This window comes from Marichromatium sp. PS1 (assembly GCF_041155115.1).
Lineage (GTDB): Bacteria > Pseudomonadota > Gammaproteobacteria > Chromatiales > Chromatiaceae > Marichromatium > Marichromatium gracile.
Map to the genome: position 1 here is coordinate 722,625 of NZ_BAAFHB010000005.1, position 22,644 is coordinate 745,268.

General features: G+C 69.0%; 23 protein-coding genes and 1 CRISPR repeat array (1 of these 24 cut by a window edge). Of the genes, 11 read left to right on the forward strand and 12 right to left on the reverse strand.

The window, feature by feature from the left end; all coding sequences use genetic code 11:
* Positions 1-606: a CRISPR direct-repeat array (repeat unit 32 nt; unit sequence GTTTCAATCCACGCGCCCGTATTGGGCGCGAC); it begins 423 nt to the left of the window's first position.
* 183 nt (positions 607-789) lie between these two features.
* From cas2 to ACAM26_RS15490, 8 genes are all read right to left on the reverse strand, one after another.
* Positions 790-1,080, reverse strand: coding sequence for a CRISPR-associated endonuclease Cas2 (cas2, locus tag ACAM26_RS15455; RefSeq protein WP_132228800.1), 291 nt, complete (start codon positions 1,078-1,080; stop codon positions 790-792).
* Positions 1,081-1,087: 7 nt separating this feature from the next.
* The gene (cas1c, locus tag ACAM26_RS15460; RefSeq protein WP_132228798.1) at positions 1,088-2,128 is read right to left on the reverse strand and encodes a type I-C CRISPR-associated endonuclease Cas1c; all 1,041 of its coding nucleotides are present in this window, start codon (positions 2,126-2,128) and stop codon (positions 1,088-1,090) included.
* 3 nt (positions 2,129-2,131) lie between these two features.
* The gene (gene cas4 / locus ACAM26_RS15465; protein WP_132228796.1) at positions 2,132-2,764 is read right to left on the reverse strand and encodes a CRISPR-associated protein Cas4; all 633 of its coding nucleotides are present in this window, start codon (positions 2,762-2,764) and stop codon (positions 2,132-2,134) included.
* A 22-nt stretch (positions 2,765-2,786) separates the two neighbouring features.
* The gene (cas7c, locus tag ACAM26_RS15470; protein ID WP_369614041.1) at positions 2,787-3,656 is read right to left on the reverse strand and encodes a type I-C CRISPR-associated protein Cas7/Csd2; all 870 of its coding nucleotides are present in this window, start codon (positions 3,654-3,656) and stop codon (positions 2,787-2,789) included.
* The gene (cas8c, locus tag ACAM26_RS15475; protein ID WP_132228792.1) at positions 3,653-5,506 is read right to left on the reverse strand and encodes a type I-C CRISPR-associated protein Cas8c/Csd1; all 1,854 of its coding nucleotides are present in this window, start codon (positions 5,504-5,506) and stop codon (positions 3,653-3,655) included. Before cas8c ends, cas7c begins: the two co-directional genes overlap by 4 nt.
* The gene (gene cas5c, locus ACAM26_RS15480; RefSeq protein ID WP_132228790.1) at positions 5,503-6,177 is read right to left on the reverse strand and encodes a type I-C CRISPR-associated protein Cas5c; all 675 of its coding nucleotides are present in this window, start codon (positions 6,175-6,177) and stop codon (positions 5,503-5,505) included. Before cas5c ends, cas8c begins: the two co-directional genes overlap by 4 nt.
* Before the next feature lie 15 nt (positions 6,178-6,192).
* Positions 6,193-8,445 carry a CRISPR-associated endonuclease Cas3'' gene (locus ACAM26_RS15485; protein ID WP_369614042.1) on the reverse strand — a complete coding sequence of 751 codons (2,253 nt, stop codon included), beginning with the start codon at positions 8,443-8,445 and terminating at the stop codon, positions 6,193-6,195.
* A 171-nt stretch (positions 8,446-8,616) separates the two neighbouring features.
* The gene (locus ACAM26_RS15490) at positions 8,617-9,576 is read right to left on the reverse strand and encodes an acetyltransferase (protein ID WP_369614043.1); all 960 of its coding nucleotides are present in this window, start codon (positions 9,574-9,576) and stop codon (positions 8,617-8,619) included.
* A 279-nt stretch (positions 9,577-9,855) separates the two neighbouring features.
* Between ACAM26_RS15490 and ndk the strand changes: the two genes are divergently transcribed.
* The 10 genes from ndk to ACAM26_RS15540 all read left to right on the forward strand — a co-directional run bounded on the left by ndk (position 9,856) and on the right by ACAM26_RS15540 (position 19,188).
* On the forward strand, positions 9,856-10,284 hold the full coding sequence (ndk, locus tag ACAM26_RS15495) for a nucleoside-diphosphate kinase (protein WP_005221611.1): 429 nt from the start codon (positions 9,856-9,858) through the stop codon (positions 10,282-10,284).
* Positions 10,285-10,303: 19 nt separating this feature from the next.
* Positions 10,304-11,398 (forward strand): 23S rRNA (adenine(2503)-C(2))-methyltransferase RlmN, encoded by a 1,095-nt coding sequence (gene rlmN, locus ACAM26_RS15500; RefSeq protein WP_123140855.1) that lies wholly within the window; start codon positions 10,304-10,306, stop codon positions 11,396-11,398.
* Complete coding sequence (pilW, locus tag ACAM26_RS15505) at positions 11,395-12,222, forward strand: type IV pilus biogenesis/stability protein PilW (RefSeq protein WP_123140854.1); 828 nt, start codon at positions 11,395-11,397, stop codon at positions 12,220-12,222. The genes rlmN and pilW overlap by 4 nt, the downstream gene beginning before the upstream one ends.
* Positions 12,194-13,198: a helix-turn-helix domain-containing protein gene (locus ACAM26_RS15510; RefSeq protein WP_369614044.1), complete on the forward strand. Its 1,005-nt coding sequence runs from the start codon at positions 12,194-12,196 to the stop codon at positions 13,196-13,198. Before pilW ends, ACAM26_RS15510 begins: the two co-directional genes overlap by 29 nt.
* 44 nt (positions 13,199-13,242) lie before the next feature.
* Positions 13,243-14,508: a histidine--tRNA ligase gene (gene hisS / locus ACAM26_RS15515; protein ID WP_369614045.1), complete on the forward strand. Its 1,266-nt coding sequence runs from the start codon at positions 13,243-13,245 to the stop codon at positions 14,506-14,508.
* A gap of 60 nt (positions 14,509-14,568) precedes the next feature.
* Complete coding sequence (locus ACAM26_RS15520) at positions 14,569-15,198, forward strand: tetratricopeptide repeat protein (RefSeq protein WP_123140851.1); 630 nt, start codon at positions 14,569-14,571, stop codon at positions 15,196-15,198.
* Between the two features lie 20 nt (positions 15,199-15,218).
* Positions 15,219-16,454: an outer membrane protein assembly factor BamB gene (bamB, locus tag ACAM26_RS15525; protein ID WP_123143009.1), complete on the forward strand. Its 1,236-nt coding sequence runs from the start codon at positions 15,219-15,221 to the stop codon at positions 16,452-16,454.
* 5 nt (positions 16,455-16,459) lie between these two features.
* Positions 16,460-17,860 (forward strand): ribosome biogenesis GTPase Der, encoded by a 1,401-nt coding sequence (gene der, locus ACAM26_RS15530; RefSeq protein ID WP_123140849.1) that lies wholly within the window; start codon positions 16,460-16,462, stop codon positions 17,858-17,860.
* Between the two features lie 91 nt (positions 17,861-17,951).
* A complete protein-coding gene (locus ACAM26_RS15535) occupies positions 17,952-18,599 on the forward strand; it encodes a hypothetical protein (protein ID WP_369614046.1) in 648 nt (215 codons plus the stop codon).
* A gap of 193 nt (positions 18,600-18,792) precedes the next feature.
* Positions 18,793-19,188, forward strand: coding sequence for a DUF2750 domain-containing protein (locus ACAM26_RS15540; protein ID WP_123140847.1), 396 nt, complete (start codon positions 18,793-18,795; stop codon positions 19,186-19,188).
* A 7-nt stretch (positions 19,189-19,195) separates the two neighbouring features.
* Here ACAM26_RS15540 and ACAM26_RS15545 read toward each other — a convergent pair whose 3' ends face one another.
* The 4 genes from ACAM26_RS15545 to ACAM26_RS15560 form a co-directional block, all read right to left on the reverse strand.
* Entirely contained in the window at positions 19,196-20,059 is an 864-nt protein-coding gene (locus tag ACAM26_RS15545) for a DMT family transporter (RefSeq protein ID WP_369614047.1), read from the reverse strand.
* A gap of 88 nt (positions 20,060-20,147) precedes the next feature.
* Positions 20,148-20,984, reverse strand: coding sequence for a helix-turn-helix domain-containing protein (locus ACAM26_RS15550; RefSeq protein WP_369614048.1), 837 nt, complete (start codon positions 20,982-20,984; stop codon positions 20,148-20,150).
* A 263-nt stretch (positions 20,985-21,247) separates the two neighbouring features.
* Positions 21,248-21,649: a hypothetical protein gene (locus ACAM26_RS15555; protein WP_369614049.1), complete on the reverse strand. Its 402-nt coding sequence runs from the start codon at positions 21,647-21,649 to the stop codon at positions 21,248-21,250.
* Positions 21,650-21,665: 16 nt separating this feature from the next.
* The gene (locus ACAM26_RS15560; protein ID WP_369614050.1) at positions 21,666-22,118 is read right to left on the reverse strand and encodes a hypothetical protein; all 453 of its coding nucleotides are present in this window, start codon (positions 22,116-22,118) and stop codon (positions 21,666-21,668) included.
* A 79-nt stretch (positions 22,119-22,197) separates the two neighbouring features.
* Here ACAM26_RS15560 and ACAM26_RS15565 point away from each other — a divergent pair, with 79 nt between their 5' ends.
* On the forward strand, positions 22,198-22,641 hold the full coding sequence (locus tag ACAM26_RS15565; RefSeq protein WP_123140842.1) for a MarR family winged helix-turn-helix transcriptional regulator: 444 nt from the start codon (positions 22,198-22,200) through the stop codon (positions 22,639-22,641).
* Positions 22,642-22,644 lie beyond the last annotated feature (3 nt).

Below are 22,644 nucleotides of genomic sequence, written 5' to 3' on the forward strand. Positions count from 1 at the left end.
GCGCGACTGCGGATGTTTATCCATTGGCTGCGAAAGCAAATGTTTCAATCCACGCGCCCGTATTGGGCGCGACGAGGAGACGCTGATTACCAGCGTCGTCGACCTCAGCGTTTCAATCCACGCGCCCGTATTGGGCGCGACATGGCTCCCGGACTGGGAGGCAATCAATCGAATGTTTCAATCCACGCGCCCGTATTGGGCGCGACTCGGCACGCAGGGCTCCCCCTTCGCGCTCGCCGAGTTTCAATCCACGCGCCCGTATTGGGCGCGACGGAGTTGAGGCTAGGGCACCGGACCGATCGATGAGTTTCAATCCACGCGCCCGTATTGGGCGCGACGCCGGGATGTGCCCAGCGTTGACTTGACGCCGAACGTTTCAATCCACGCGCCCGTATTGGGCGCGACTCGCCAAGCATATTCAGGTCGGTGTTGCTTGACGTGTTTCAATCCACGCGCCCGTATTGGGCGCGACGAGGTGGCTCGGTCTCGTACATCACCATTGGCTGGTTTCAATCCACGCGCCCGTATTGGGCGCGACCTCTTCGGACCCTTCTACCGCAACATCTGGAACTGGGTTTCAATCCACGCGCCCGTATTGGGCGCGACTCCATTATCGTAACCCGCTGAAATGCAAAAGACACTTCAGTCAATTTCGCGAACCGGCGAAAAATCTTCGATTAGCCAAGTTCGGAGATCGAGCAAAGACAAAAAGGCTAAAAAAATCAAAAAGATAAAAACCTGCGAACCTCCCGGTGATTTTCCGGTCACTTGTAGTTCGCGTTTTTCCCGCTAGAGGATCAAGGGGCCATGAAGGTCGAGCGTCTCCTTTGCACCGATGTGTTCGACACGGCGTTGCCAGTGCTTGCCGAGGTAGTAGAAACGCAGGCTGTCCTGCTGTGGGTCGATCAGGTCCAGCAGCCGTTGTTTGAGCAGGGCCCACTGCCCCGGCTCGACCTCGATCTCGAAGACCGAGAACTGAACACGCTGCCCATAATCGAGGCATGCCTTGGCCACCTGCCGCAGCCGCTTCGGCCCTTCCGGTTCACGTGTACTGACGTCGTAGCTGACCAACACCATCATGGTGGATTCACCTCCACAGACAGGGCGGATAGGCGTCGAGATCGCCGCGCAGGTGGCGAGCGAGCAGTTGCGCCTGCAGCAGCGGGAACAGGCCGAGCGGCGCCTGCTCTTCGAAGAAGAGATGCTGCACCATCTCGCGCTTGCGCTCCTGATAGGCGCTCAGCAACGTCTTGCGCGCCCCCTCTTCGAGCAACACAGCACCATTGTCGAGGAAGATGAAGTCGCGCCTGGTGAGCTGCTTGCGATTGAGCAGGGTCAGCGCCAGACGGTCGGCGACGACCGGACGCAGCTCCTCGACCAGATCGAGCGCGAGGCTGGGCCGTCCGGGTCGGTCGCGGTGCAGGAACCCCACCGCCGGATCGAGCCCGACGGTCTCCAGCGCAGAGCGACAGTCGTGGGTGAGCAGCGTATAGAGGAAGGACAGCAGCGCGTTGACGGGGTCGCGTGGCGGACGACGGTTGCGACCGTTGAAGGCATGTTCGCCCAGATCGACCCGCACCAGATGACCGTAGACACCAAAGTAGGCGCGCGCCGCGTCTCCTTCGAGCCCGCGTAGCACCTCCAGCGACGCCTCTTCGCGAAGGCGGATGATGATGCGTCGCAGCCCCTTGCGGACCTGCTCCAGCGCGGCACGCACCTCTGGCGCGAGGCTTGTGCCGTGATCGCGCAGCGCCCGACCGATCACGGCGCGCTGGTTGTGCACCTTGCCGGTCAGCAGGTTGCGGACGAGTGCGGCACAGCGCGAGGACTCATCGCTGCGCCGGTACTGCTCGCGCCGCAACAGCACGTTGCCCGAGACCGGTCCCTCCATGCGTGCCAGGAAGCGTCCGTTCGGTGACAGAAAAGAGACGCAGATCCCCTGCTCGGCGCAATAGCCGAGCAACTGTGGCGAGACCATCATTCGCCCGAGACACACCAGTGATTCGAGCATGTGGACGGGGAGTCGCCCCCGTTCGGTCCCCTCGACCTCGACCACTATATTGGCACCATCCTTCCTGATCCAGGCCCCTTCGGTGGTCACGTACAACGTATTGAGCAGACGACGCATCCCTCAGTCCTCCCGGTCGAGCTGGCCGCGCAACCAGGCATCGACACCGTCCGTGCGCCCCAGCAAGCGGGGCTGACAGTGCTCGATCAATGAGCAGGCGTCGCAGCGCGACGCCAGATAGCGTGCGGTAGGCGTGCATCCGGCGGTGAACATGGCGCGCACCGCTTGGATGGTCTCCAGCGTCAGTTGGCGCAGTGCGGGATCGAGACACACCACCTTGCGGCGCCTGGCCCGGCCATAGTAGAGCGCGCCCTCGGGCACGGTCCGCCCGAACATCGCCTCCAGGCAGAGCGCCTGGGCGCAGAGCTGCACCTCGTCGGCGCGGTGCGACTTCGGTCGCCCGCGCTTGTACTCCACCGGATAGGGGCACGGCCCATCCGGCCGAGCGTGCATCTCGACGACATCAGCGACACCGCCGATCCCCAGCTCGGCCTGGGCCAGCGGCAACGCGGTCAGGGTCCGCACGCCGTGGCGCAGCTCGGCGCCGGGCCGGTCGGCGCGATCGTGGAGCAGGCGACCCTGGGCGGTATGGGCGTTCTCCTCCCAGAGCCGTTCGAGATGGATCAGCGCGCACTGGCGCGGGCAGTAGAGATAGTGCTGGAGGGCCGAGAGCGGGATGAAGTCGGTGTCGTCCATGTCCCGGCCCTCCTCCTCGGGGTCAGAGCTTCTCGATCACCCGCACGCCCTGCGGGATGGCGGCATGCGCGATGTCGACACGATAGTCCTTGAAGCTGCGCGCGGGTCGGTCTTCCTCGCCGGGGGCGCGGCAGACCTCCACGGCATCGAACAACTGGTGTGCCGGAGCATTACCGAGCGCACTCTCGTGCTCGAAGACGATCAGCTTACGCGCGGCCATCTCGCCGCGCGCGGCCGAGCGATCGTGCTCGAACATGTTGATGAGCGACTGCCACAGCAGCTCCAGGTCGGCGGCGGAAAACCCGGTGCGCTCGGCGAGCTTGGCCGAGACGAAGCCGTGGGCGCGATACAGACCATAGGGCAGGATGTGCTTGCGCCCCATCGTTCGCTCCTTGTCGACGTCGCGGTCGTTGGTCACGGCCATGCGGGTAATCGAGACCTCCAGCGGCAACACCGGCTCGATCGAGCTGGCGAAGCCGAGCTGCACCGGCCCGCGCACCTGACCGGCATTGACCTCGGTGGTCATCACCGCGCCGAAGGTGCGCACGTCGAAGAAATTGCGGCACATCCAGGCAGTCAGCTCCTGCGCCTGCGCCTTGTCCTTCGGCAGCTTCTTGGAGACCGGCTCGACCTCGATCGCCGCGTAGCCGCGTTGGTGCTGCTGATTGAGCACCGCCTTCTCCTGCATGTAGATCTCGTACCCCGGCTCGGCCTCCTTGGCGAGGCCGACGAAGTTGCGGATCTTGCGCTTGAGACAGACGTCGGTGACCAGACCGCAGTTGGTCTCGGGGTCGAGTCGGGGCAAATTGCCCGCGTCCGGGTCACCGTTGGGGTTGCCGTTGGTGACGTCGAACAGATAGACGAATTCGTAACGGTGGGCGATGGCGGTCATGCGTCGGTTCCTTCTGGCTGGGTCTCGTCGGCGGCGGTGTCGGTGGCGGCGCGCTTGGTATAGAACGCCTGGGTCTGGTGGTAGTAACCGATGGCGAAGCGCCCCTGGTCCTCGATGCGCAGGCTGCGCGGGAAGCGCTCCGGCAACCCGTCGACGATCGCGCCGAGCTGTTGCTCCAGCGTCACCGCCAACCCTGTGCGCTCCTTGCGCAGCTTGGCGAGATGGTTCTGGGTGTTGCGCAGCAACACCGGGAAGATCGAGGCCGGCGTGGCCGAGGCCGCACCGTAATAGCGATCGCGGATGGTAGCGTTGACCTGCGTGCCGAGCGCGCCGCGCTGGATGTGCTCCAGCAGCGCGAACAGCCGCCCGAGCAGATAGCCGGGCTGGGTCGATCGGGTGTCAAGACTCACGGGGATCTCCTCCTCGGACGTGTGTATCGAGCCGCGCGCCGCTGCCGGGCGCGGTGGGTTACCGAGCCGCTGCTCGCGCGTCAGCACGGCCTTACAGATGGCCACGCGCAGCCCGCTGAGATGACCGTCGGCGCGAATGCGCATGATGGTGTTGGCCAGTAGGCTACGCGGATAGCGGCCACCGCCGAGGATGGCGCGCAGCAGCTCACCGACCAGGTTGTCGAAAGCGTCGTCCATCTTCGGCATGGCGCCGTCGCGATGCGGCACCGTCGCCAGCACCAGCCGCCGCACCCCGGGCGCGGTGCGCCAGGGCACGGGTTCGAGCCGCAGGTCCTCGGCATGTTGGGCGAGACGCCGGGTCAGTACATCCAGGGTGTCGACCTGCCAGAAGCGCACCGACAACCGCGAGGCGTTGGGCGCGAGTCCCAGCACGAACATCCGCGTGTCCGGCGCCAGTCCGGGATCACGCCCGACCAGGGGGCGTCCCCGGCGCACGTCCTCCAGCACCTCGCGCACCCGCTGTGTCTCCTGCGCCTCGTCGGGCGATGCGTCACCGCTCGGCGGATCGAGCAACAGGTCGAACAACAGTTCGGCCTCGGGCGCCGGCGCACCAGCGGCGGTCTCGGCCCAGAACACCACGGTGGTGTCGCCGATCAGCAGACGCTGATGGTTGTGCTCGCCCGGGCGCAGCAGGTGGTTGAGTGCCGTGGTGTAGCCGAAGGCCGCCGCCTGGGAGACCGGGGCGTTGCCACCCTGCTCCTTGCCGTAGGAGGTAAAGGCATCGAGGTTGAAGGAGACGATCGCCGCCCCCGAACTCTGCGCCCCACGCACCCCCTTGATCGGCGGGTGCAGACGCGCCATCGGCTGCGGCACCCCGGTCACCAGACAGGTGACGTGCTCACCGTCGTCCCCGGCCTCAACCAGCAAGTCGGCACGCACCTGACGCGCCGCCTCGCGCTGGTGCAGATAGCGCCGCTCGCCGTCGAGGCGAAAGACCAGGTTGGTATCGAGCACCTCGTCGCTGAACATGGGGGGAACGAACCGCTCCGGCGTCCAGGCCCCCAGGAAGCGCAACAGCGCCAGCAGGCCGGGGTCCTCGGTCCCGGCCAGGGCGGACTCGTGCAGCGCCACGAAGGCGGCGTGCTCCTGTACCGCGCGCTTGCTGGAGGCGCTCACCCCCAGCACGTAACTGGTCTTGTCCCACAGGACATTGGGCTTAATGCCAGCGGTCCGCTTGACCGGCTGCGGCACCTCCAACAACCGAGGCCGGGGCTTCTTACCGCTGGTGTCGCGGATGTCATCGACGGCGACGACCGCGCCCGTCGGGTCGAGCACGATGGCGTAGCTCACCTTCTCCTGGCTGTAGCCGAGCGCGGCGACGCCCTCGGTGTCGCGTTCCAGCAGGTGCTGGTAATGACGATGGAGCGCTTGCAGGATCATGCCCGGACCTCCGTGTCGTCCCAGGCCGGGACATCGACCCGGCCATCGATCATGCGAGCGCGGAAGAAGCGCGGCGTCATGCCGTTGGCGAAGTCGATGTCATGGAGCATCCAGCCAAGGTCGCGTTCACCGGCGAGCGCCTCGGCGACCGCGGGGGACGGCTCGTCGTCCTCCAGCAGGCGGAAGCTGGCCGGGAACTCGCGCACCCCGAGACAGGGCATGTGGAAGCACTGCCCGCGCCGCGCACGCCGGTTGAAGATGTCGAGGTGCTTGCCCACGTTGTCCTCGTCACCGGCGCGCTCGGTCAGCGAGAAGTGGGCCTCGATCACGTAGCCGACATCGCGCAGCACGGTCGCGGCGCGCTGCTGACGGTCCTCCTCGACCCACTTCGCCACGCCGGCGGTGGTCCCCGCCTTGATCGCCTTGCGCACCGTCGCCGCGGAGAGCTTGCCCCCGACCTCGTTGCGCCGGATCGACTCGAAACGGATCGGGCGGAGCACCTGGATGCGTTCGACGTGCCAGCGGATGGCCGGCTTCCAGTGGATCGCCTCGAGGATGCCGCGCGCCGCCGAGGGCGTGATGATGTCGTAGCTCACCCGCTCGACCTTCATCTCCGGGCGGGTGAAGCAGGCGCGCTCCCCCCAGACGTGCAATCGGACGCCGAAGCTCATACGGCTGTTCTCCTCTCAGATGATCGTGTTGGCCGTGCTCACGAAGGTCGGCTCCTCCCACCACAGCCCGAAGTCGGGGCTGTAGAGGTCCGGGTTCATGAGCGCCAGGAACTGTTCACCCCAACGGGTCTCGGCCACCGGCTGCACCGCGCCGGCAGCACGCAACTCGGCCAGGGCACGCCCCGGCACCTGCACCAGATAGGGCTGTAGCCGCCGCGCCACGCCGCCACAGCGAGGCACGTGTTCCAGCGCCGCGAGTGCACCGCGCGCCGCCTCGTCATAGGGCACGATGACCGCCACCTGGGTGGTCTCGATCAAGCGATAGCGCGACGCCAGCGTCTCCAGCGGTAGCCCGTCGGGACGGCTGCAGCGCAGCAACCCGAGCAGGTCGTGCCGGTCCAGGGCCTCGTCGCCCTGCTGCCAGTAGAGGAGCTGGAAATAGGCGTCGATCGCCGCCGGGGCGAGCGGTGCCTCACCGTGCCGACGCAGCACCTCGCGCCCGGCCTGAGCGAACTGCTTCAGCTCGGGCGGCGGCGCCCAGTCCTCACCGGCGGGCGCGAACACCCACACCGGGCTGTCCTCGGCCCGGTCCTCGCCATGACGGTTGCAGCGCCCGGCAGCCTGGGCGATCGAGTCGAGCCCGGCCTCGGCGCGATAGACCACCGGGAAGGAGACATCCACCCCGGCCTCGATCAGCGAGGTCGCCACCAGCCGGCAGGGCGCGCCCCGATCCAGCCGCGCGCGCACCTCGGCGAGCACCGCGCTGCGGTGGCGCGCGCACATCAGGGTGGAGAGGTGGCAGGCGCCCGGCTGCTCGGCGATCGCCTGATAGAGCGCGCGGGCATGGCGGCGGTTGTTGACGATGCAGAGCACCTGCTCATGTCCTTGCAGACGCGCGATCAGGGCGGCGTCATCGACCTCGCCGAGATGGCCGATCCGTACCCGTTCGAGCCGGCGGTAGAGCGCCGGCGGGTCGGGCGCGAGTTCGCGCACCTCATCCAGCCCACCGCGAAACGCTGGGGCGTTCAGCGCCGGCTGGGTGGCGGTGCACAGCACCAGGGTGCAGCCGTAGTTGCGCGCCAGCTCGTCGATGGCGGCAACGGTGGGGCGCAGCAGTTTCAGCGGCAGGGTCTGGGCCTCGTCGAGGATCACCACGCTGCCGGCGACGTTGTGGAGCTTGCGGCACTGCGAGGGGCGCGCCGCGAACAGGCTCTCGAAGAACTGCACGGCGGTGGTGACGACGATCGGGGCATCCCAGTTCTCCATCGCCAGGCGCAGCTTGTCGCTCGCCTTCGCGCCCTCGTCCGCGACCGAGGGCACGAAGGCGCTGTGATGCTCCAGCACCGCCGTTTCGCCCAGCTCGCCGAGGGCGGCACGAAAGCTCGCGGCGGTCTGCTCGACGATGCTGGTAAAGGGGATGACGCAGATCACCCGCCGCAGCCCGTGCACCAGCGCGTGATCGAGCGCGAAGGCGAGCGAGGTCAGGGTCTTGCCGCCCCCGGTGGGGACGGTGAGCGAGAACAGCCCGGGCGGCAACGTGGCCTGGCCCCGGACATGATCGAGGATGTCGCCGCGCAGCCGATCGACGGGGCGCGACGCAGCAAACCCCTGGAGATGCGCGTCGAGCCGATCGCACAGCGCCGCCAGCGACGGCGAGGGCGCCGCGCGCAAGGTCTCGCGACGGACGTTCGGCAGACGCTCGACCCGATCGTAGAATGCCTCGGTATCGAGATAGTCGGCATCGACCAGACACGAGAACAGCATCCGCACCAGGAAGGAAAGCTGGAACATGCCGCGCTCGCGGCTGTGCACGATGAGCGGCGGTCGCTCCAGTGCCTCGGGTAGCGCGATCTCCTGCCGCCAGACATCGAGCAGCGGCGGCAGCCCGTCCCGCGCCAACCGCTCTCGCAGCGCGGTGCGCTCACCGGACTCGGCGCCGTTGGCGAGTCCACCGTGGTGCCCGGCGATGGCATAGGCGAGCAGCTGGCCGAGCCCCGGATAGCGCTCCAGCGCGAGCTGCGCGCCCCGGGTGGCGTGATCGACCCGCACCGCCTCGCCCGCCAGGCGGCGCTGGAAATCGTCGGTGTACTTGCCGAGATCGTGGAGCAGCCCGGCGGTCTCGGCGAGCGTCTCGCAACCGAAGGGGGCGGCGCGAGCAGCGGCCAGGCGCGCGACATTGTGCAAGTGCTCGGCGAGCGGCTGCCAGTCGGCGGCACGGCCCGAATCCGTGGAATGGGCGAAGCAATCACAATCCTTGGGGGCCTGCATCTCAAGTCACGTCCTGTGCAACCCACACGGGTGCTGCGCTGCTCCGATACCGCTTAGCGCCGGAGCAATCGCGTAGGGCCCACCCGCTGGCGGGCTTCATGGAGACCTTGAATTTATCCCCATCAAATGAATTTATCCAGGGCCTCGCTCAAGTCACGGACTGGATCCAGATCACCCGCAGAAGGTCGAGAGGAATGCCTCGACGAAGCGTGGATAGTCGTCCTCGGCGAGGTGGTTGATGCCGGCGGCGGCCTTGCGTCCGCCACCGCTCGGGAACTGGCGGCACAGCGCGTCGGCGCCGTCGGGACGCGCCAGCGGGGCGCGCACGCTGACCAGGAAACCGCCCTCGGGCAGGCGGGTGAGCAGCGCATGGGCGCGCTCCGGGGCGGCCTGGGCCCGGGCGTTGGCGAACACCCCGCTGACCCGCCGCGCCCAGGGCGCATCGGGCAGCACGAACACCTGGCCCGCCGTCTCGTCGACCTCGGGGCGCAGTGCCTCGGCGTGCGCCATGTCGTCGGCGTAGCCATCGCGGAGCTGGGCGAAGACCGGGTCGGCGGCGATGAACGCGCGCGGATCGGCATAGGGGCGCAGGCGCTCGAAGAGCTGCGCCGGATCGACGTGGAGGTCGGCGACACGGGCACCATAGCCGTTGTAATTGAGATAGATGCCGAGTTCGCGCAGCCGTTCGAGCGTCGGCGCGTCGAACCCCAGCGGCGCGGCGGCCTGGCGCGCGGCGGCGTCGAAGTTGTCGCCGAAGGTACCGACCACCGCCCAGGCGCGATGGGCGCCGTCGAGCGCGGCGTCGACCAGCAGACTGGTGCCGCGATCGGGTGCGGTGTCGATATGGGCTTCGAGGCCCGGATGGTCGGGGATCTCGCCGGGGAAGTGGTGGTCGAAGTAGCGCACCCGCACGCCGGCGGCGAGCAGCCGCTCGAGCGCGGCGCGGTTCTTGTCGAGCGAGAGGTCGAGTACCCGCACCTCGTCACCGGCGCCGGCCTCGACGCGATCGAGCAGCGCGATGTCGCGCTTGACCCCGGTCACCAGCACGCTCTCGCGCGGCTCGGCCAGGTGCAGTTGCAGGAGCGCGCAGAGTCCGTCCGCGTCGCCGTTGAAGACATCGTACAGGGCCATGCGCGTCTCCTCCCTGGCCGATCCCCGGCCCGGCTCGATTCGAGTGGAATGCGAGGAGCCTAACCAGCGCGCGACTATCCTGACAAGCGCGCATCGGCATTGCCCGGTACAGCCGCTGACGTTAGACTTGCCTGCTCACCGACTTCTTTTGATCTTCTCAGGTTCTCCGGCCCTGGCTCGGCGTCTCGCGATCGGCGACGACGGCGTATTGGTGGTTGCCGGAGCCAGGGAAGCCCGTGTGTCCTAACATCATCCTTTAAGAGTTCTTCAGGAGCCCGCATGGCCATCGAACGCACCCTCTCCATCATCAAGCCCAACGCCGTCGCCAAGGACGCCATCGGCGCCATCCTCGGGCGTTTCGAGGCCGCCGGCCTGCGCATCGTCGCCGCGCGCATGATGCACCTGAGCCGCGAGCAGGCCTCGGCCTTCTACGCCGTGCACCAGGAGCGTCCCTTCTTCGGCGAGCTGGTCGACTTCATGACCTCCGGCCCGGTCATGGTCCAGGTCCTCGAGGGCGAGGGCGCCATCGCCAAGAACCGCGAGATCATGGGTGCCACCAACCCGGCCGAGGCCGCCCCGGGCACCATCCGCGCCGACTTCGCCGACTCCTTCACCGAGAACGCGGCCCACGGCTCCGATGCCCCCGAGACCGCCGCCGAGGAGATCGCCTTCTTCTTCCCCGAGGGCGTCTGCGAGCGCACCCGCTGATCCTGATCCGGTGACGGCCATGAACGCCAGCGAACCCAAGACCAACCTGCTCGATCTCGACCGCGCCGACTGCGAGGCGCTCGCCGTCGAGTTCGGCCGCAAGGCGTTCCATGGCCGCAACCTGTTCAAGTGGATCCACAAGCATGGCGTCGTCGACTTCGACGCCATGACGGATCTGCCGCTCGCGCTGCGCGAACAGCTGCGCGAGCGCACCGAGATCCGCCTGCCGCGGATCGTCCACGAACACCCCTCCGCCGACGGGACGAAGAAATGGGTGATGGAGTTGGCCGACGGCCAACACATCGAGACCGTATTCATCCCCGAGGGCCGCCGCAGCACCATCTGCGTCTCCTCGCAGGTCGGCTGCGCGCTCGACTGCCGCTTCTGCGCCACCGCCAAGCAGGGCTTCAATCGCAACCTCACGGTCGGCGAGATCATCGCCCAGGTGTGGCACGCCACCCGCCAGCTCGAGACCGCCCCGACCAATGTGGTGATGATGGGCATGGGCGAGCCGCTCGCCAACTTCGACCCGGTGGTCAAGGCGATGGCGATGATGCAGGACGACCTCGCCTATATGCTCGCCAAGCAGCGGGTGACGGTGAGCACGGTCGGCATCGTCCCCGCGCTCGAGCGCCTGCGCGAGGTCAGCAACGTCTCCCTGGCCGTCTCGCTGCACGCCCCCAACGACGCCTTGCGCGATGAGCTGGTGCCGATCAACCGCAAGTACCCGCTCGCCGAGCTGATCCCGGCCTGCCGCCGCTATGTCGCCGACGACAAGCGCCGCAAGGTGACCTGGGAATACATCATGATCGCCGGGCTCAACGACAGCATCGCCCACGCCAAGCAGCTCATCCGTCTGCTCGAGGGCACGCCGTCGAAGATCAACCTGATCCCCTTCAACCCCTTCCCCGGGGTCGATTACACCACCAGTCCGCCCGAGCAGGTCGAGGCCTTCCGCCAGCGACTGCTGCGCTCGGGGCTGATCGCGATCACCCGCAAGACCCGGGGCGAGGAGATCGCCGCAGCCTGCGGCCAGCTCGTCGGCCGGGTGCAGGATCGCACCCGTCGCCAGGCCCGGGTACAACTCGAACAGGACCGAACAGGAGCGCCATGACCCCTCGCTGGCCTCGCCCGCTCGCGTTGGCCGTGCTGCTGTGCCTGACCCTGCTGGCTGGCTGCGGTGGCGCCGAGAAGCGCCCCGAGGGCGGTGACGCGCTCGGTCTCGAACCCGACGACAGCCCCGCCGAGATCTACGTGCGGATGGCCGAGCAGTACTATGCCCGGGGCCAGATCGAGGTCGCCTTCCGCCGTGCGCTCCAGGCCCTCGAGGCCGATCGTCGCTACGCCCGCGCGCATGTCTGGATGGCCTTTCTCTACGAGCAGCTGGGCAAGGACGCACTGGCCACCGAGCACTACGAGCGCGCCGTGCAGCTGGCGCCGAAGAACCCCGACGTGCTCCACGCCTACGGCTCCTATCTGTGCCGTGAACAGCGCTATGCGGAGGCCGAGGCCCAGTTCCTCGAGGCACTCGACAATCCGCTCTATGCCACCCCCTGGGTGACCATGACCAATGCCGGCGACTGTGCCCGCAAGAAGGGCGACGCGAGCCAGGCGGAGGCGTATTATCGCTCCGCCGTCGCGGCGAATCCGAAGTTCGGCCCGGCCTTGGTCAAGCGCGCGGCGATGGCCTATGCCCGTGGCGAGATCAAGGCGGCAAAGGGGGACATCGACCGCTATTTCGGAGCAGAGACCCTGCGCACCGCGACCAGCACGCGCGAGGCCCTGCAGCTCGGCGCCAGCATCGAGCGCCAGCTCGGCGATCGCGAGCGCGCCAACTTCTACCAGCGGGCACTGCGCGAGCGCTTCCCGGACGCGGCGGCATCCAGAGAATCCCAGGGAGTCCAGTTGGATGAGCGAGACCAGATCACCGAGTCCTGAGGCGCCGAGCACGCCAGACATCATCATGCACCCCGGTCAGCGCCTGCGTCAGCAGCGCGAGACGCGCGGCCTCGAGATCGCACGCGTGGCCTCGCAACTGCACCTGCGCCCGGAGATCATCGAGGCGCTCGAACAGGATCGTTACGATGCGCTGCCCGGGCCGGTCTTCGCGATCGGTTATCTGCGCAACTACGCCAGACTGCTCGGCATCGACCCGACACCATTGATCGAGTCGGCACGCACGGTGACCCAGGAGCAGGCCGCCGCCCAGACGGGGCCACGGACGCGCGGCAACCTCGCCGAGACCACCTCGCGCTGGCTGATGCGCCTGATCAGCCTGGCGCTGATGGCTGCGGCTGTCGCCATGCTGGTGCTGTGGTGGCAGAGCCGCCCCGAGGTCGCCCCGGCGCCGCTCGCAGACGACGTCGCGCCCAGCGAGCAGCCGCGCCTCGACCCGGCACCGTCCCAGGCCACACCCGCCCCTGTCGCCCCGGCACCGACGACGCCCGAGCCGCGGGCCCCGCAGCCGGCGCCACGTCCGACCCCGGCGCCCACCCAGCAGACGTCGGCGCTCGTCGCCGCGCCCGAGCCGGGAGCGACACCGGACACCATCTCGACGCTGCCCGGCGCCGCGCCCGCGCCCGCGCCCGCGCCCACTGTCGCATCCGGGATCGACGCGGATCGTCCGGAGGCCGCGCCGACGAGCGTCGAAACGGCACCGACGCCGCCCGAGGTCGCGCTCGAGTTCACCGGCAACTGCTGGGTCGAGGTGCGTGACGTCAACCGTCGCATCATCCTCACCGGCGAGCTGCGTGCCGGCGACCGACGCGTGCTCGAGGGCGAGCCGCCCTATCGCTTCATCATCGGCAACACCGCCATGGCGCGACTCACCATCGACGGCGAACCGCTCGATCTGAGCGAGCGCGCCCGAGGCAACGTCGCCCGCTTCACCCTCGATCCCAGTCAGCCCGACTGAGTCCGGCGCGCTGCGATCCCACAGGCCATCAGTATCCGCCCAGCATGAGCAAGAAGATCCAAGCCATCCGCGGGATGCACGACATCCTGCCGGACCGCATCCCCACCTGGCACCGTCTCGAGGACACCGCGCGGCGGGTCCTCGAGGGCTACGGCTACAGCGAGATCCGTACCCCCGTCGTCGAGGTCACCGACCTGTTCAAGCGCTCCATCGGCGAGGTCACCGACATCGTCGAGAAGGAGATGTACACCTTCCCCGACCGTAACGACGACAGTCTCAGCCTGCGTCCCGAGGGGACGGCGAGCTGCGTGCGCGCGGCCATCGAGCACGGCCTGCTGATGCAGCCGCAGCGGCTGTGGTATCGCGGCCCGATGTTCCGCTACGAGCGCCCGCAGCGCGGGCGCTACCGCCAGTTCCACCAGATCGGCGTCGAGGTCTTCGGGCTCGAGGGACCGGACATCGACCTCGAGCTGATGCTGATGACCGCGCGACTGTGGCGCGCGCTCGGACTCGAGGGCTTCCGCCTGGAGATCAACTCGCTCGGCGACGCCGAGGAGCGCGCGGCCTATCGTGCCGAGCTGATCGCCTATCTCGAGGCGCGCATCGACCAACTCGACGAGGACAGCCGCAAGCGGCTGCACAGCAACCCGCTGCGGGTGCTCGACTCCAAGCATCCGCAGACCCGCGAGGTCGTCGCCGACGCGCCCTCGCTGCTCGATCACCTCGGCGAGACCAGTCGCGCCCATCTCGATCACATCCGCGCCGGACTCGAGCGCGCCGGGGTCGACTACCAGCTCAACCCGCGTCTGGTGCGCGGACTCGACTACTACAATCGCACCGTGTTCGAATGGATCACCGACGAACTCGGCGCCCAGGGCACGGTCTGCGCCGGCGGTCGTTACGACGGTCTGGTCGCCCAGCTCGGCGGTCGCCCGACCACCGCCGTCGGCTTCGCCATGGGCATCGAGCGTCTGGTCGAGCTGCTCGAACTGAGCGGCGCGCAGGATGATCCCGGCATCGACGCCTATCTGGTCGCGCTCGGCGAGCGCGCCCAACAGGAGGCCCCGGTGCTCGCCGAGCGACTGCGCGACGCCCTGCCCGAGCTGCGCCTGGTGGTGCACGCCGGCGGCGGCAGCTTCAAGAGCCAGTTCAAGCGCGCCGACAAGAGCGGCGCGCGCTACGCGCTGATCCTCGGCGAGGACGAGGCCGAGCGCGGCGTGGTCGGCGTCAAGGCGCTGCGCGAGCAGGTCGAGCAGCGCGAACTCGACCTCACCGCACTGACCGAGCTGCTCGCCGGCGCGCCGACCTGACCCCATCGAGACCCACCCGCGCCGCTCGACAGCGCGCGCGCACCCATAGAGGACAGACCTGTGAGTTACCAAACCGACGAGGAAAAGGCCGAAGCCATCAAGAAGTGGTGGCGTGACAACGGCGTGGCCGTGTTCGCCGGTCTTGCGCTCGGCCTGGTCATCATCTTCGGCTGGCGCTACTGGAGCGACTACCGCACCGACCTCGCCGCCCAGGCCTCGACCCACTTCGAGCAGATGCTCTACAGCGCCGAGGACGCCGATGCGGCCACGGTGCTGGCCAAGCAGTCCGAACAGCTCGACGCCGACTTCGGCGCCACGCCCTATGCCGCGCTCGGCGCCCTGGTCGCGGCCAAGGGGCTTTATCAGGCCGGTGAGGCCGAGGCGGCCATCGCTCGACTCGAGCGGGTGATCGATGACGCCCCGGACGCGGCGCTGGCGCGTCTCGCCGCGTTGCGCCTGGCGCGCATCCAGCTCGCCGAGGGCGCGCTCGACGCCGCCGAGTCGACCATCACCGACCATGACGACAGCCCCGAGTTCAGCGCCGACTTCGCCGCGGTGCGCGGTGACCTGGCCGCCGCGCGCGGCGACCTCGACACCGCCCGCGAGGCCTATGAGACGGCCATCGAAGGTGGCGCCGCACTCTCGCAACTCATCCAGCTCAAGCTCGATAACCTGCCCTCGGCCGGCTAGACGACACACGGAAGGAAGTTATGGCGATCCACACCAGAGCGGCGATCACCGGCGCCGGCGCACTGCTCTTGAGTGCGCTGCTCGGCGGCTGCAGTCTCATCCCCTGGCTCGGCAGCGAGGAGGATCCGACACCGCCGAGCGAGTTGCCCGAGCTCGACCAGTCGTTGACCCCGACCACGCTGTGGTCGGCGCGCGTCACCGACGGCACCGACGGGCGTCGCCTCTATCTGGTGCCGACGCTCGCCGCCGGTCGGCTCTATGTCGCCGACGCCCGCGGCACCCTCGCCGCGGTAGCCGCCGACAGCGGCCGCGTGCTGTGGCGCCAGGAGACCGAACTGGCCTTCAGCGGCGGCCCCGAGGTCCACGGCGAGCGTCTGGTGCTCGGCACCACCGGCGGCGAGCTGGCGCTCTTCTCCACCGCCGACGGCAGCGAGCTGTGGCGGACCCGGCTCGGCAGCGAGGTGCTCTCGGTGCCGCGCTTCGCCGATGCCGAGACCATCGTCGTCCACACCCTCGACGACAGTCTCTACGGCATCGAGGCGGCCACCGGCGAGCAGCGCTGGCACCTCACCTACCCCGCCCCGGTGCTCACCCTGCGCGGCAGCAGCACCCCGGCGGTGGCCCCGGACGGGGTCATCGTCGGGCTCTCCGGCGGCAAGCTGATCAAGTTCGACGTCGCCGACGGCACGCCGCTGTGGGAGGTCACCATCACCCGACCGAGCGGGCGCTCCGAGCTCTCGCGCATCGCCGACATCGACGCCGATCCGGTGCTGGTCGGCACCACGGTGTTCGTCGGCACCTACAACGGCGACCTGGCTGCGGTCGATGCCGTCACCGGTACCGTGCTGTGGCGCCGCGAGCTCTCCGCCCATGCCGGTCTCGCCGCCACCCCGGAGGCGCTGTTCGTCACCGACTCGCGCGATCAGGTGTGGGGCGCCGACCCGCTCAGCGGCGCCGGGCGCTGGGTGCAGGAGGCGCTGCGCTATCGTCGGCTCACCGCGCCGGCGCTGCTCGGCCAGGTGGTCGCGGTCGGCGACCTGGAGGGCTATGTCCACCTGCTCGACGCCGCCGACGGTCAGCTGCTCGGGCGCACCCGCGTCACCAAGAAGGCGCCGATCACCGCACCGCCGCTGGCCGCCGCCGGGCGGCTCTATGTCTATGCCGACGACGGGACGCTGAGCGCCCTCAGCGTCGGCGCCATCCCGGCGCGGACGGCGCAACGCGCGCCCGAGCAAGCCGATAACGCGAGTCCCTGAATACCATGCTCCCCGTCATCACCCTGGTCGGTCGTCCCAATGTCGGCAAGTCGACCCTGTTCAACCGGTTCACGCGCACCCGCGACGCGCTGGTCGCCGACTTCCCCGGGCTCACCCGCGATCGCCAGTACGGGGTCGGGCGGATCGGCCCCGGCCCTTATGTGATCGTCGACACCGGCGGTATCGCCACCGCCACCGAGGGCGTCGAGACGCTGATGGAGCGTCAGGTGCAACTGGCCATCGAGGAGGCCGATCACCTGCTGTTCGTGGTCGACGCGCGCGACGGCTGCACCCCGGAGGACATCGCCATCGCCGAGCGGCTGCGCCGTATCGGCAAGCCGATGACCCTGGTGGTCAACAAGAGCGACACCTTCGACCCGCTGCTCGCCACCGCCGAGTTCCACGCCCTCGGGCTGGGCGAACCGCGTGCGGTCTCGGCCACCCAGGGGATGGCGATCCGGCCGCTAATCGAGCACGTCTTCGCCCAGCTCCCCGAGGCCGCCGAGGAGGAAACGCCCGAGGACGACGACGAGCGTGGCGTCAAGGTGGCGATCGTCGGTCGCCCCAATGCCGGCAAGTCGACGCTGATCAACCGTCTGGTCGGCGAGGAGCGCGTGGTCGCCTTCGACAGCCCCGGCACCACCCGCGACAGCGTCTTCATCCCCTTCGAGCGTGATGGCCAGCGCTACACCCTGATCGACACCGCCGGTCTGCGCCGTCGCGCCAAGGTCAAGGAGGCGATCGAGAAATTCAGCGTGATCAAGACGCTGCAGGCGATCGAGGCGGCCAACGTGGTGGTCCTGGTGATCGACGCCCATGCCGGCATCGGCGAGCAGGACGCCACCCTCGCCGGCCATGTCATCGACAGCGGCCGCGCCGTGGTGGTGGCGATCAACAAGTGGGACGGACTCGACGCCGAGGCGCGCGAACAGGTCAAGGCGCAGTTCACCCGCAAGCTCGGTTTCCTCGACTTCGCCAAGCTGCACCGCATCTCGGCGCTGCACGGCAGCGGCGTCGGGCTGCTGCTCGACGACGTCGACCTGGCCTATGCCAACGCCACCCGCAACCTCTCCACCCCGGAGCTGACCCGGCTGCTCGAGGCGGCGGTACAGGAGCACCAGCCGCCGCTGGTGCGCGGCCGGCGCATCAAGCTGCGCTATGCCCACCAGGGCGGGCGCAATCCGCCGGTGGTGGTGATCCACGGCAACCAGACCGATGAGACCCCGGCGAGCTACAAGCGCTATCTGATCAACCGTTTCCGCCGTGAGCTCGACCTGCTCGGCACCCCGCTGCGCCTGGAGTTCAAGAGCGGCGGCAACCCCTACGAGGGCAAGCGCAACCCGCTCACCCCGCGCCAGATCAAGAGCCGCCAGCGGCTCAAGAAGTTCACCTCGCGCAAGCATTGAGCCATCGGTGCAGGGACGCACCACCCTCGCCGTCTCGTCGACGACGGCTCTATAATCGACATCCCCGGCAAGACTCAGGACGAGGGCGCAGATGGCCGATCAGATCGAGGGCGATTCAGCCCAGCACGGAATCGAGGCGCTGATCCAGGCGCTCAGGGACGACACCGTACAGCGCGCCCGACTCGGCGAACAGCTCGAACGCCTGCTCGCGGCGAGCGGTCCCGAGCGCCAGCTCACCGACATCCACGGGCTCGAACAACGTCTCCACATCGAGGAGCGGCGTCACACCCGTGCCAAGTGGTACACGGCGGTGCTCGGCCTGTTCGCGCTACTCATCGGTGCCGTACTCTTCTATCTGGTGTTCATGATGGCCCGCGACATGAACCGGATGGAGGACTACATGTACAACATGGGCCATGCCACCGACGACGCCCGCACCCGCCCCTTCGAATTCAAGGCCCAGGGCGAGAGCTACATGGCCACGATGGCCGGGGACATGGGCGCGATGCGCACCAGCATCGAGGCGATGCGCGAGGACATGGGACGGATGCGCCTGAGCATCGACGGCATGTCCACCGACATCACCGCGATGAGTCGCGACATGACCCAGATGAACGCCACCATCGGTCGCATCCAGTACGACACCCTGCTGATGCGCCAGGGCGTCGGCGGCATGGCCAGCGACACCCGCGCCATGGGCGCGCCCTTCCGCGTCATGGACTCCATGGCCCCCTGGTGATCCGGACCCGATCGATGCAACGGCTCGCCATCCCGCTCGTCACCGCATCGACTGTCACCGCGGTCGAGACCGCTCTCGACGACCACCTGCTGATCGTGCGCACCGCACCCGCACCCTGAGCCCCCGGGACGCGCCCGGCTGTCATACAATGCGGGATGCAACCCAAACCACCCGACCGCAAGGGGGCCCCACCATGAATGCACCACGCTCCACCCAGGAACTCGCCGCCCTGTTCGACCTGCCGGCCCCCGAGCGCTACACCCTCTTCGTCACCGAGGTGCTGGAGCACGGCCAGGTGTGGACGCTGTGCGCCGAGGACGGCTTCGTCGCCTTCAGCGACGAGGAGGACACCGACTGCTTCCCCTTCTGGCCGGCCCCGGAGCTGGCCGCCGCCCTGGCCGACGACGACTGGGCCGACTGCCGCCCCGAGGCGCTCGCGCTCGACACCTTCATGGAACGCTGGCTGCCCGGCATGGACCGCGACGACCGTCTGGTCTCGGTGTTCGCCGCCCCCGACGGCAGCGGCATGGTGGTCGATCCGCTGGAGCTGCTCGCCGACCTCGAGGCCGCACAGCGCGCGCGCGACTGAGAGCGCCTCACCCCCGCGCCGGCGTCCGTACCAGCAGGAACAGACCCGCGAGCGTCATCACCGCACCCGGCAGCGAGGCCGGGTGCGGCCACTCACCGAGCACCGCGACAGCGGCCAGGGCGGCGACCAGGGGCGTGAGCAGTCCCAGGGTCGTGCTAATCAACGGGGACAGACGAGCGGCGGCGATCCCATAGGACAAGGTCGGCAACACGGTCGAGACCAGGGCAAGCGCCAGGATCACCGGCAACTCCCCGGCAACCGGCCAGCGTGGGGCCGCGGCCCAGAGCCAGGGCAGACTCACGACCAGCCCCCAGAGACAGGCCACCGCGGTGAGCGCGAGCGGGTGAGGACAGCCCCCAGCGAGCGCGCGCCGGCGCACCCCGATCGCGTAGAGCGCCGCGACCAGCGCGCAGCCGAACGCAAGCCCGTGACCGACACCCAGGCTACCCGCGTCCAACGCCGGGGCGAGATAGAGCGCCAGGCCGGCGAGCGCGAGCGCGACACACCCGAGCTGGCGTCCACTCGGCGCCGCGCCACCAACCCACTGCAGGAGCACCGCGATCACCGGCGCCGCGCCGATCACCAGGGTCACCTCGACGACCGGCGCGCGCACGAAGGCCTCGGTGGCCAGCACATAGTAGAGCCCCATCGCCAGCGGCAAGGGCGGGCGCAGTGCATGCACGGCCTGGCGCCGATGGATCAGCAGGAAGGGCGCCAGTACGAGCAGCCCGACGCCCAGCCTGGCGACGACGATCACCGTCGCCGGCAGATCGGGCAACAAGCGCACGAAGACCCCGGTCAGCCCCCAGGCCACCGGGGTCACCAGCGCAGCCCCCAGTCCGACCATCTCGACCGAACCCGTCGGCCTCATCCCTCGCACAGCACCATCCCCCTAACCGCATCAAGAGGCACGCAGGCTAGGAGGCGCCGACGGCGCTGTCTTGAACGATCTTGGCAGCCTAGCGACGGCGGCGTGTGCGCGGATGACCGTGGTCGGAGCGATAGCGCCCCGGGGTCACCCCGGTCAGCCGCTTGAAGGCGCGGGTGAAATGGGCCTGGTCGGCGAACCCCAGCGCCAGCGCGACGGCGGCGACCGCCTCGCCCCGGGCGAGTCGCGACTGCGCCGCGCGCAGCCGGTACTGCAGGTGCCAGGCATGGGGCGGCAACCCCAGCTCACGGGTAAAGGCACGGGCCAGGCGGTAGGCATCGAGCCCCGCCGCCGTGGCCAGCTCGGTGAGCGAGACTGCGCGCTCCGGACAGTCGCCGAGATACTCCAGCGCGCGGCGCACCGCCTCGGGCTCGCGTCCGCTGCGCACGATCGCGGGGCACGGGCGCGCGTGCCGCGCGAGGAAGTGGGCGAGCACATCGAGCAACCGGGTCTCGAAGCTCAGCGAGGTCACGCGATCGGTCAGCGCCTCATGCGTGGCGGCCAAGGCCGCTGCAAGCGCTCGGTCACTGATGACGGGGGCGGACGCGAACCCCGCGGGCGGCCCCTCGCTCACCTGCAGCAGCAGACGCTCGGGAATGGTCAGGACGCGATAACGCCAACCCTCGGCGTCGATCGCCGAGACGGCATGGACCACCCCAGCCGGCATGGCGACGATCTGCCCGGGGGTGGCGACCAGCCGACCGCCCGCGGACGCCACCCGCTGCGCGCCGCCGTCGATCAGCGCGATCATCAGCCCGTCGTGACAGTGACGGGGAAAGGCATGGTCACGGAAGGTCCCGCACAGCACCTCGACCCCGGGGATGTCGGGGAGCTGACGGCTGCGGGGAGGATCGTCTCGAACCGTCATGGATAGACGCGGTGGCCTCGCTCATCGGCCAAGGATCATGACACCTCCCTCACCGTGATCCTCGGTCAGATCGAGGATCGGGCCCCGAGGCTCTACCGGCGCGGGGCCTTCCGTCGACTGCCCGTCGAGCTGGAGGCAGCTCCGGTCGATGGCGGCGGGTGAGCGCCAGTTGCACGGAACCGAGCCCGGAGCAGCGGCCTGGACTCGGTTCGGGTCATCAGCGTCGGAAGCGCCAGACCGAAGCCTACCCTGACACCGCCGCATCAACCACCCGCACAGCGTCCGATCACCGCCGAGCAGCGCTTGATGCTGCCAAAGCCCCAACCGGCGCGGTTGTCGCTGGCGATGGCGACGACGCGCCCATCGCGCACGCGGATGTCGAAGACACAGGCGCGGGCGTCGTCCTCGGGGTCCGGGACCGGGGTGGCGCGCAGCAGACCGTCTGCACCGCGGCGCTGCGCCGAGGAATAGTGGCGCAGCGTGACACCGGGCTCCGTGGCCGGTCGCGTGACCGACAACGGCTCGCCGATGCAGTGCGCGAGCCGCTCGACCTCGGCGCCGAGCAAGCGCTGCTCGGCCTCGTGGACCTGACGCAGGTGGGGCGCGCCGCAGCCGCCGGAGAGCAGCGCGACGGCGACGAACAGGAGTGACAGCTGGATACGCATGATCGCCACCCCCCGCTCAGGTCCGCACCGACTGGCCGCGCAGCCGGCCGCTCAACCGCAACCCGTCGCGCAGGCTCAACCCGAGCAGCGTGGCGTTGACCGCGCCGGCGACCAGCTCCAGCCCCTGCACCGCGTAGAAGACGCCATCGAGCTCCCCCGCCGCGGCCTTGGCGGCGAGAAAGAAGGCGCAGGGCACCAGCACCAGCAGCCCGTTGGCGGCGATGATCGGCATCCGCCGGCGCTTGGCCGCGACCCGTTCCCCCTGGCGATCATGCGCCAGCGCGAAGCCCGAGCCGCCGACTGCCGCAAGCGCCGGGACCAGCACCAGCAGGCCCCAGGGGATGGCGGTCTTGACCGCGACGATGGCCGCCGGGGCACCGAGGGTCTCGACGATCACGGTGGCGAACCAGAAGCTCAGGATGGTCAGCAGCGCCAGCGCGCCGGCGATGGGATGGATCCACTTGGTCATGACGGTCTCCGCTCCGGGATTAAACATAGCTTGCTATATAGCATTGCATTCCAAGCTATACAAGTGCTATCAAGACGCCATGACATTCAGCAGAGACGACTCGGCGGGCTATCTCGCCAACCATCTGGCGCGACTCTTCGCACGCGAGCTGCAGGCGCGGATCAAGCCGCTCGGTCTGAGCATCGGCACCTTTCCCGCGCTGTTGGTGCTGTGGGAGGGCGACGGGCTGACCCAGCGCGAGCTGATCGCCGCGCTCGACATCGAGCAGCCGACCATGGCCAACACCCTGGCGCGGATGGAGCGCGACGGGCTGATCCAGCGCCGGCGCGACCCGCACGACGGACGCGCCCAGCGCATCTGGCTGACCGAGACCGCCCGCGCCCTGGAGGGACCGGCGACGGCGGCGGCCACGGCGGTCAACGCCCACGCCCTCGCCGCGCTCTCGGCGACCGAGCGCGCGACCTTCGTCGCGCTGATGCGCAAGGTCGTCGCCGGGTTGCAGCCCGACGACGGGGCCGTCTGAGCC

Excerpts from the sequence above, each read along its gene's own strand:
- ACAM26_RS15550 (WP_369614048.1), bottom strand. The coding sequence starts at position 20,984 with ATGACGGTTCGAGACGATCCTCCCCGCAGCCGTCAGCTCCCCGACATC.
- ACAM26_RS15565 (WP_123140842.1), top strand. The coding sequence starts at position 22,198 with ATGACATTCAGCAGAGACGACTCGGCGGGCTATCTCGCCAACCATCTG.
- cas5c (WP_132228790.1), bottom strand. The coding sequence starts at position 6,177 with ATGAGCTTCGGCGTCCGATTGCACGTCTGGGGGGAGCGCGCCTGCTTC.
- cas4 (WP_132228796.1), bottom strand. The coding sequence starts at position 2,764 with ATGGACGACACCGACTTCATCCCGCTCTCGGCCCTCCAGCACTATCTC.
- rlmN (WP_123140855.1), top strand. The coding sequence starts at position 10,304 with ATGAACGCCAGCGAACCCAAGACCAACCTGCTCGATCTCGACCGCGCC.
- cas1c (WP_132228798.1), bottom strand. The coding sequence starts at position 2,128 with ATGCGTCGTCTGCTCAATACGTTGTACGTGACCACCGAAGGGGCCTGG.
- cas7c (WP_369614041.1), bottom strand. The coding sequence starts at position 3,656 with ATGACCGCCATCGCCCACCGTTACGAATTCGTCTATCTGTTCGACGTC.
- cas8c (WP_132228792.1), bottom strand. The coding sequence starts at position 5,506 with ATGATCCTGCAAGCGCTCCATCGTCATTACCAGCACCTGCTGGAACGC.
- ACAM26_RS15485 (WP_369614042.1), bottom strand. The coding sequence starts at position 8,445 with ATGCAGGCCCCCAAGGATTGTGATTGCTTCGCCCATTCCACGGATTCG.
- ACAM26_RS15560 (WP_369614050.1), bottom strand. The coding sequence starts at position 22,118 with ATGACCAAGTGGATCCATCCCATCGCCGGCGCGCTGGCGCTGCTGACC.
- bamB (WP_123143009.1), top strand. The coding sequence starts at position 15,219 with ATGGCGATCCACACCAGAGCGGCGATCACCGGCGCCGGCGCACTGCTC.
- ACAM26_RS15540 (WP_123140847.1), top strand. The coding sequence starts at position 18,793 with ATGAATGCACCACGCTCCACCCAGGAACTCGCCGCCCTGTTCGACCTG.
- pilW (WP_123140854.1), top strand. The coding sequence starts at position 11,395 with ATGACCCCTCGCTGGCCTCGCCCGCTCGCGTTGGCCGTGCTGCTGTGC.
- ndk (WP_005221611.1), top strand. The coding sequence starts at position 9,856 with ATGGCCATCGAACGCACCCTCTCCATCATCAAGCCCAACGCCGTCGCC.
- ACAM26_RS15535 (WP_369614046.1), top strand. The coding sequence starts at position 17,952 with ATGGCCGATCAGATCGAGGGCGATTCAGCCCAGCACGGAATCGAGGCG.
- ACAM26_RS15490 (WP_369614043.1), bottom strand. The coding sequence starts at position 9,576 with ATGGCCCTGTACGATGTCTTCAACGGCGACGCGGACGGACTCTGCGCG.
- cas2 (WP_132228800.1), bottom strand. The coding sequence starts at position 1,080 with ATGATGGTGTTGGTCAGCTACGACGTCAGTACACGTGAACCGGAAGGG.
- ACAM26_RS15555 (WP_369614049.1), bottom strand. The coding sequence starts at position 21,649 with ATGCGTATCCAGCTGTCACTCCTGTTCGTCGCCGTCGCGCTGCTCTCC.
- der (WP_123140849.1), top strand. The coding sequence starts at position 16,460 with ATGCTCCCCGTCATCACCCTGGTCGGTCGTCCCAATGTCGGCAAGTCG.
- hisS (WP_369614045.1), top strand. The coding sequence starts at position 13,243 with ATGAGCAAGAAGATCCAAGCCATCCGCGGGATGCACGACATCCTGCCG.
- ACAM26_RS15510 (WP_369614044.1), top strand. The coding sequence starts at position 12,194 with ATGAGCGAGACCAGATCACCGAGTCCTGAGGCGCCGAGCACGCCAGAC.
- ACAM26_RS15545 (WP_369614047.1), bottom strand. The coding sequence starts at position 20,059 with ATGAGGCCGACGGGTTCGGTCGAGATGGTCGGACTGGGGGCTGCGCTG.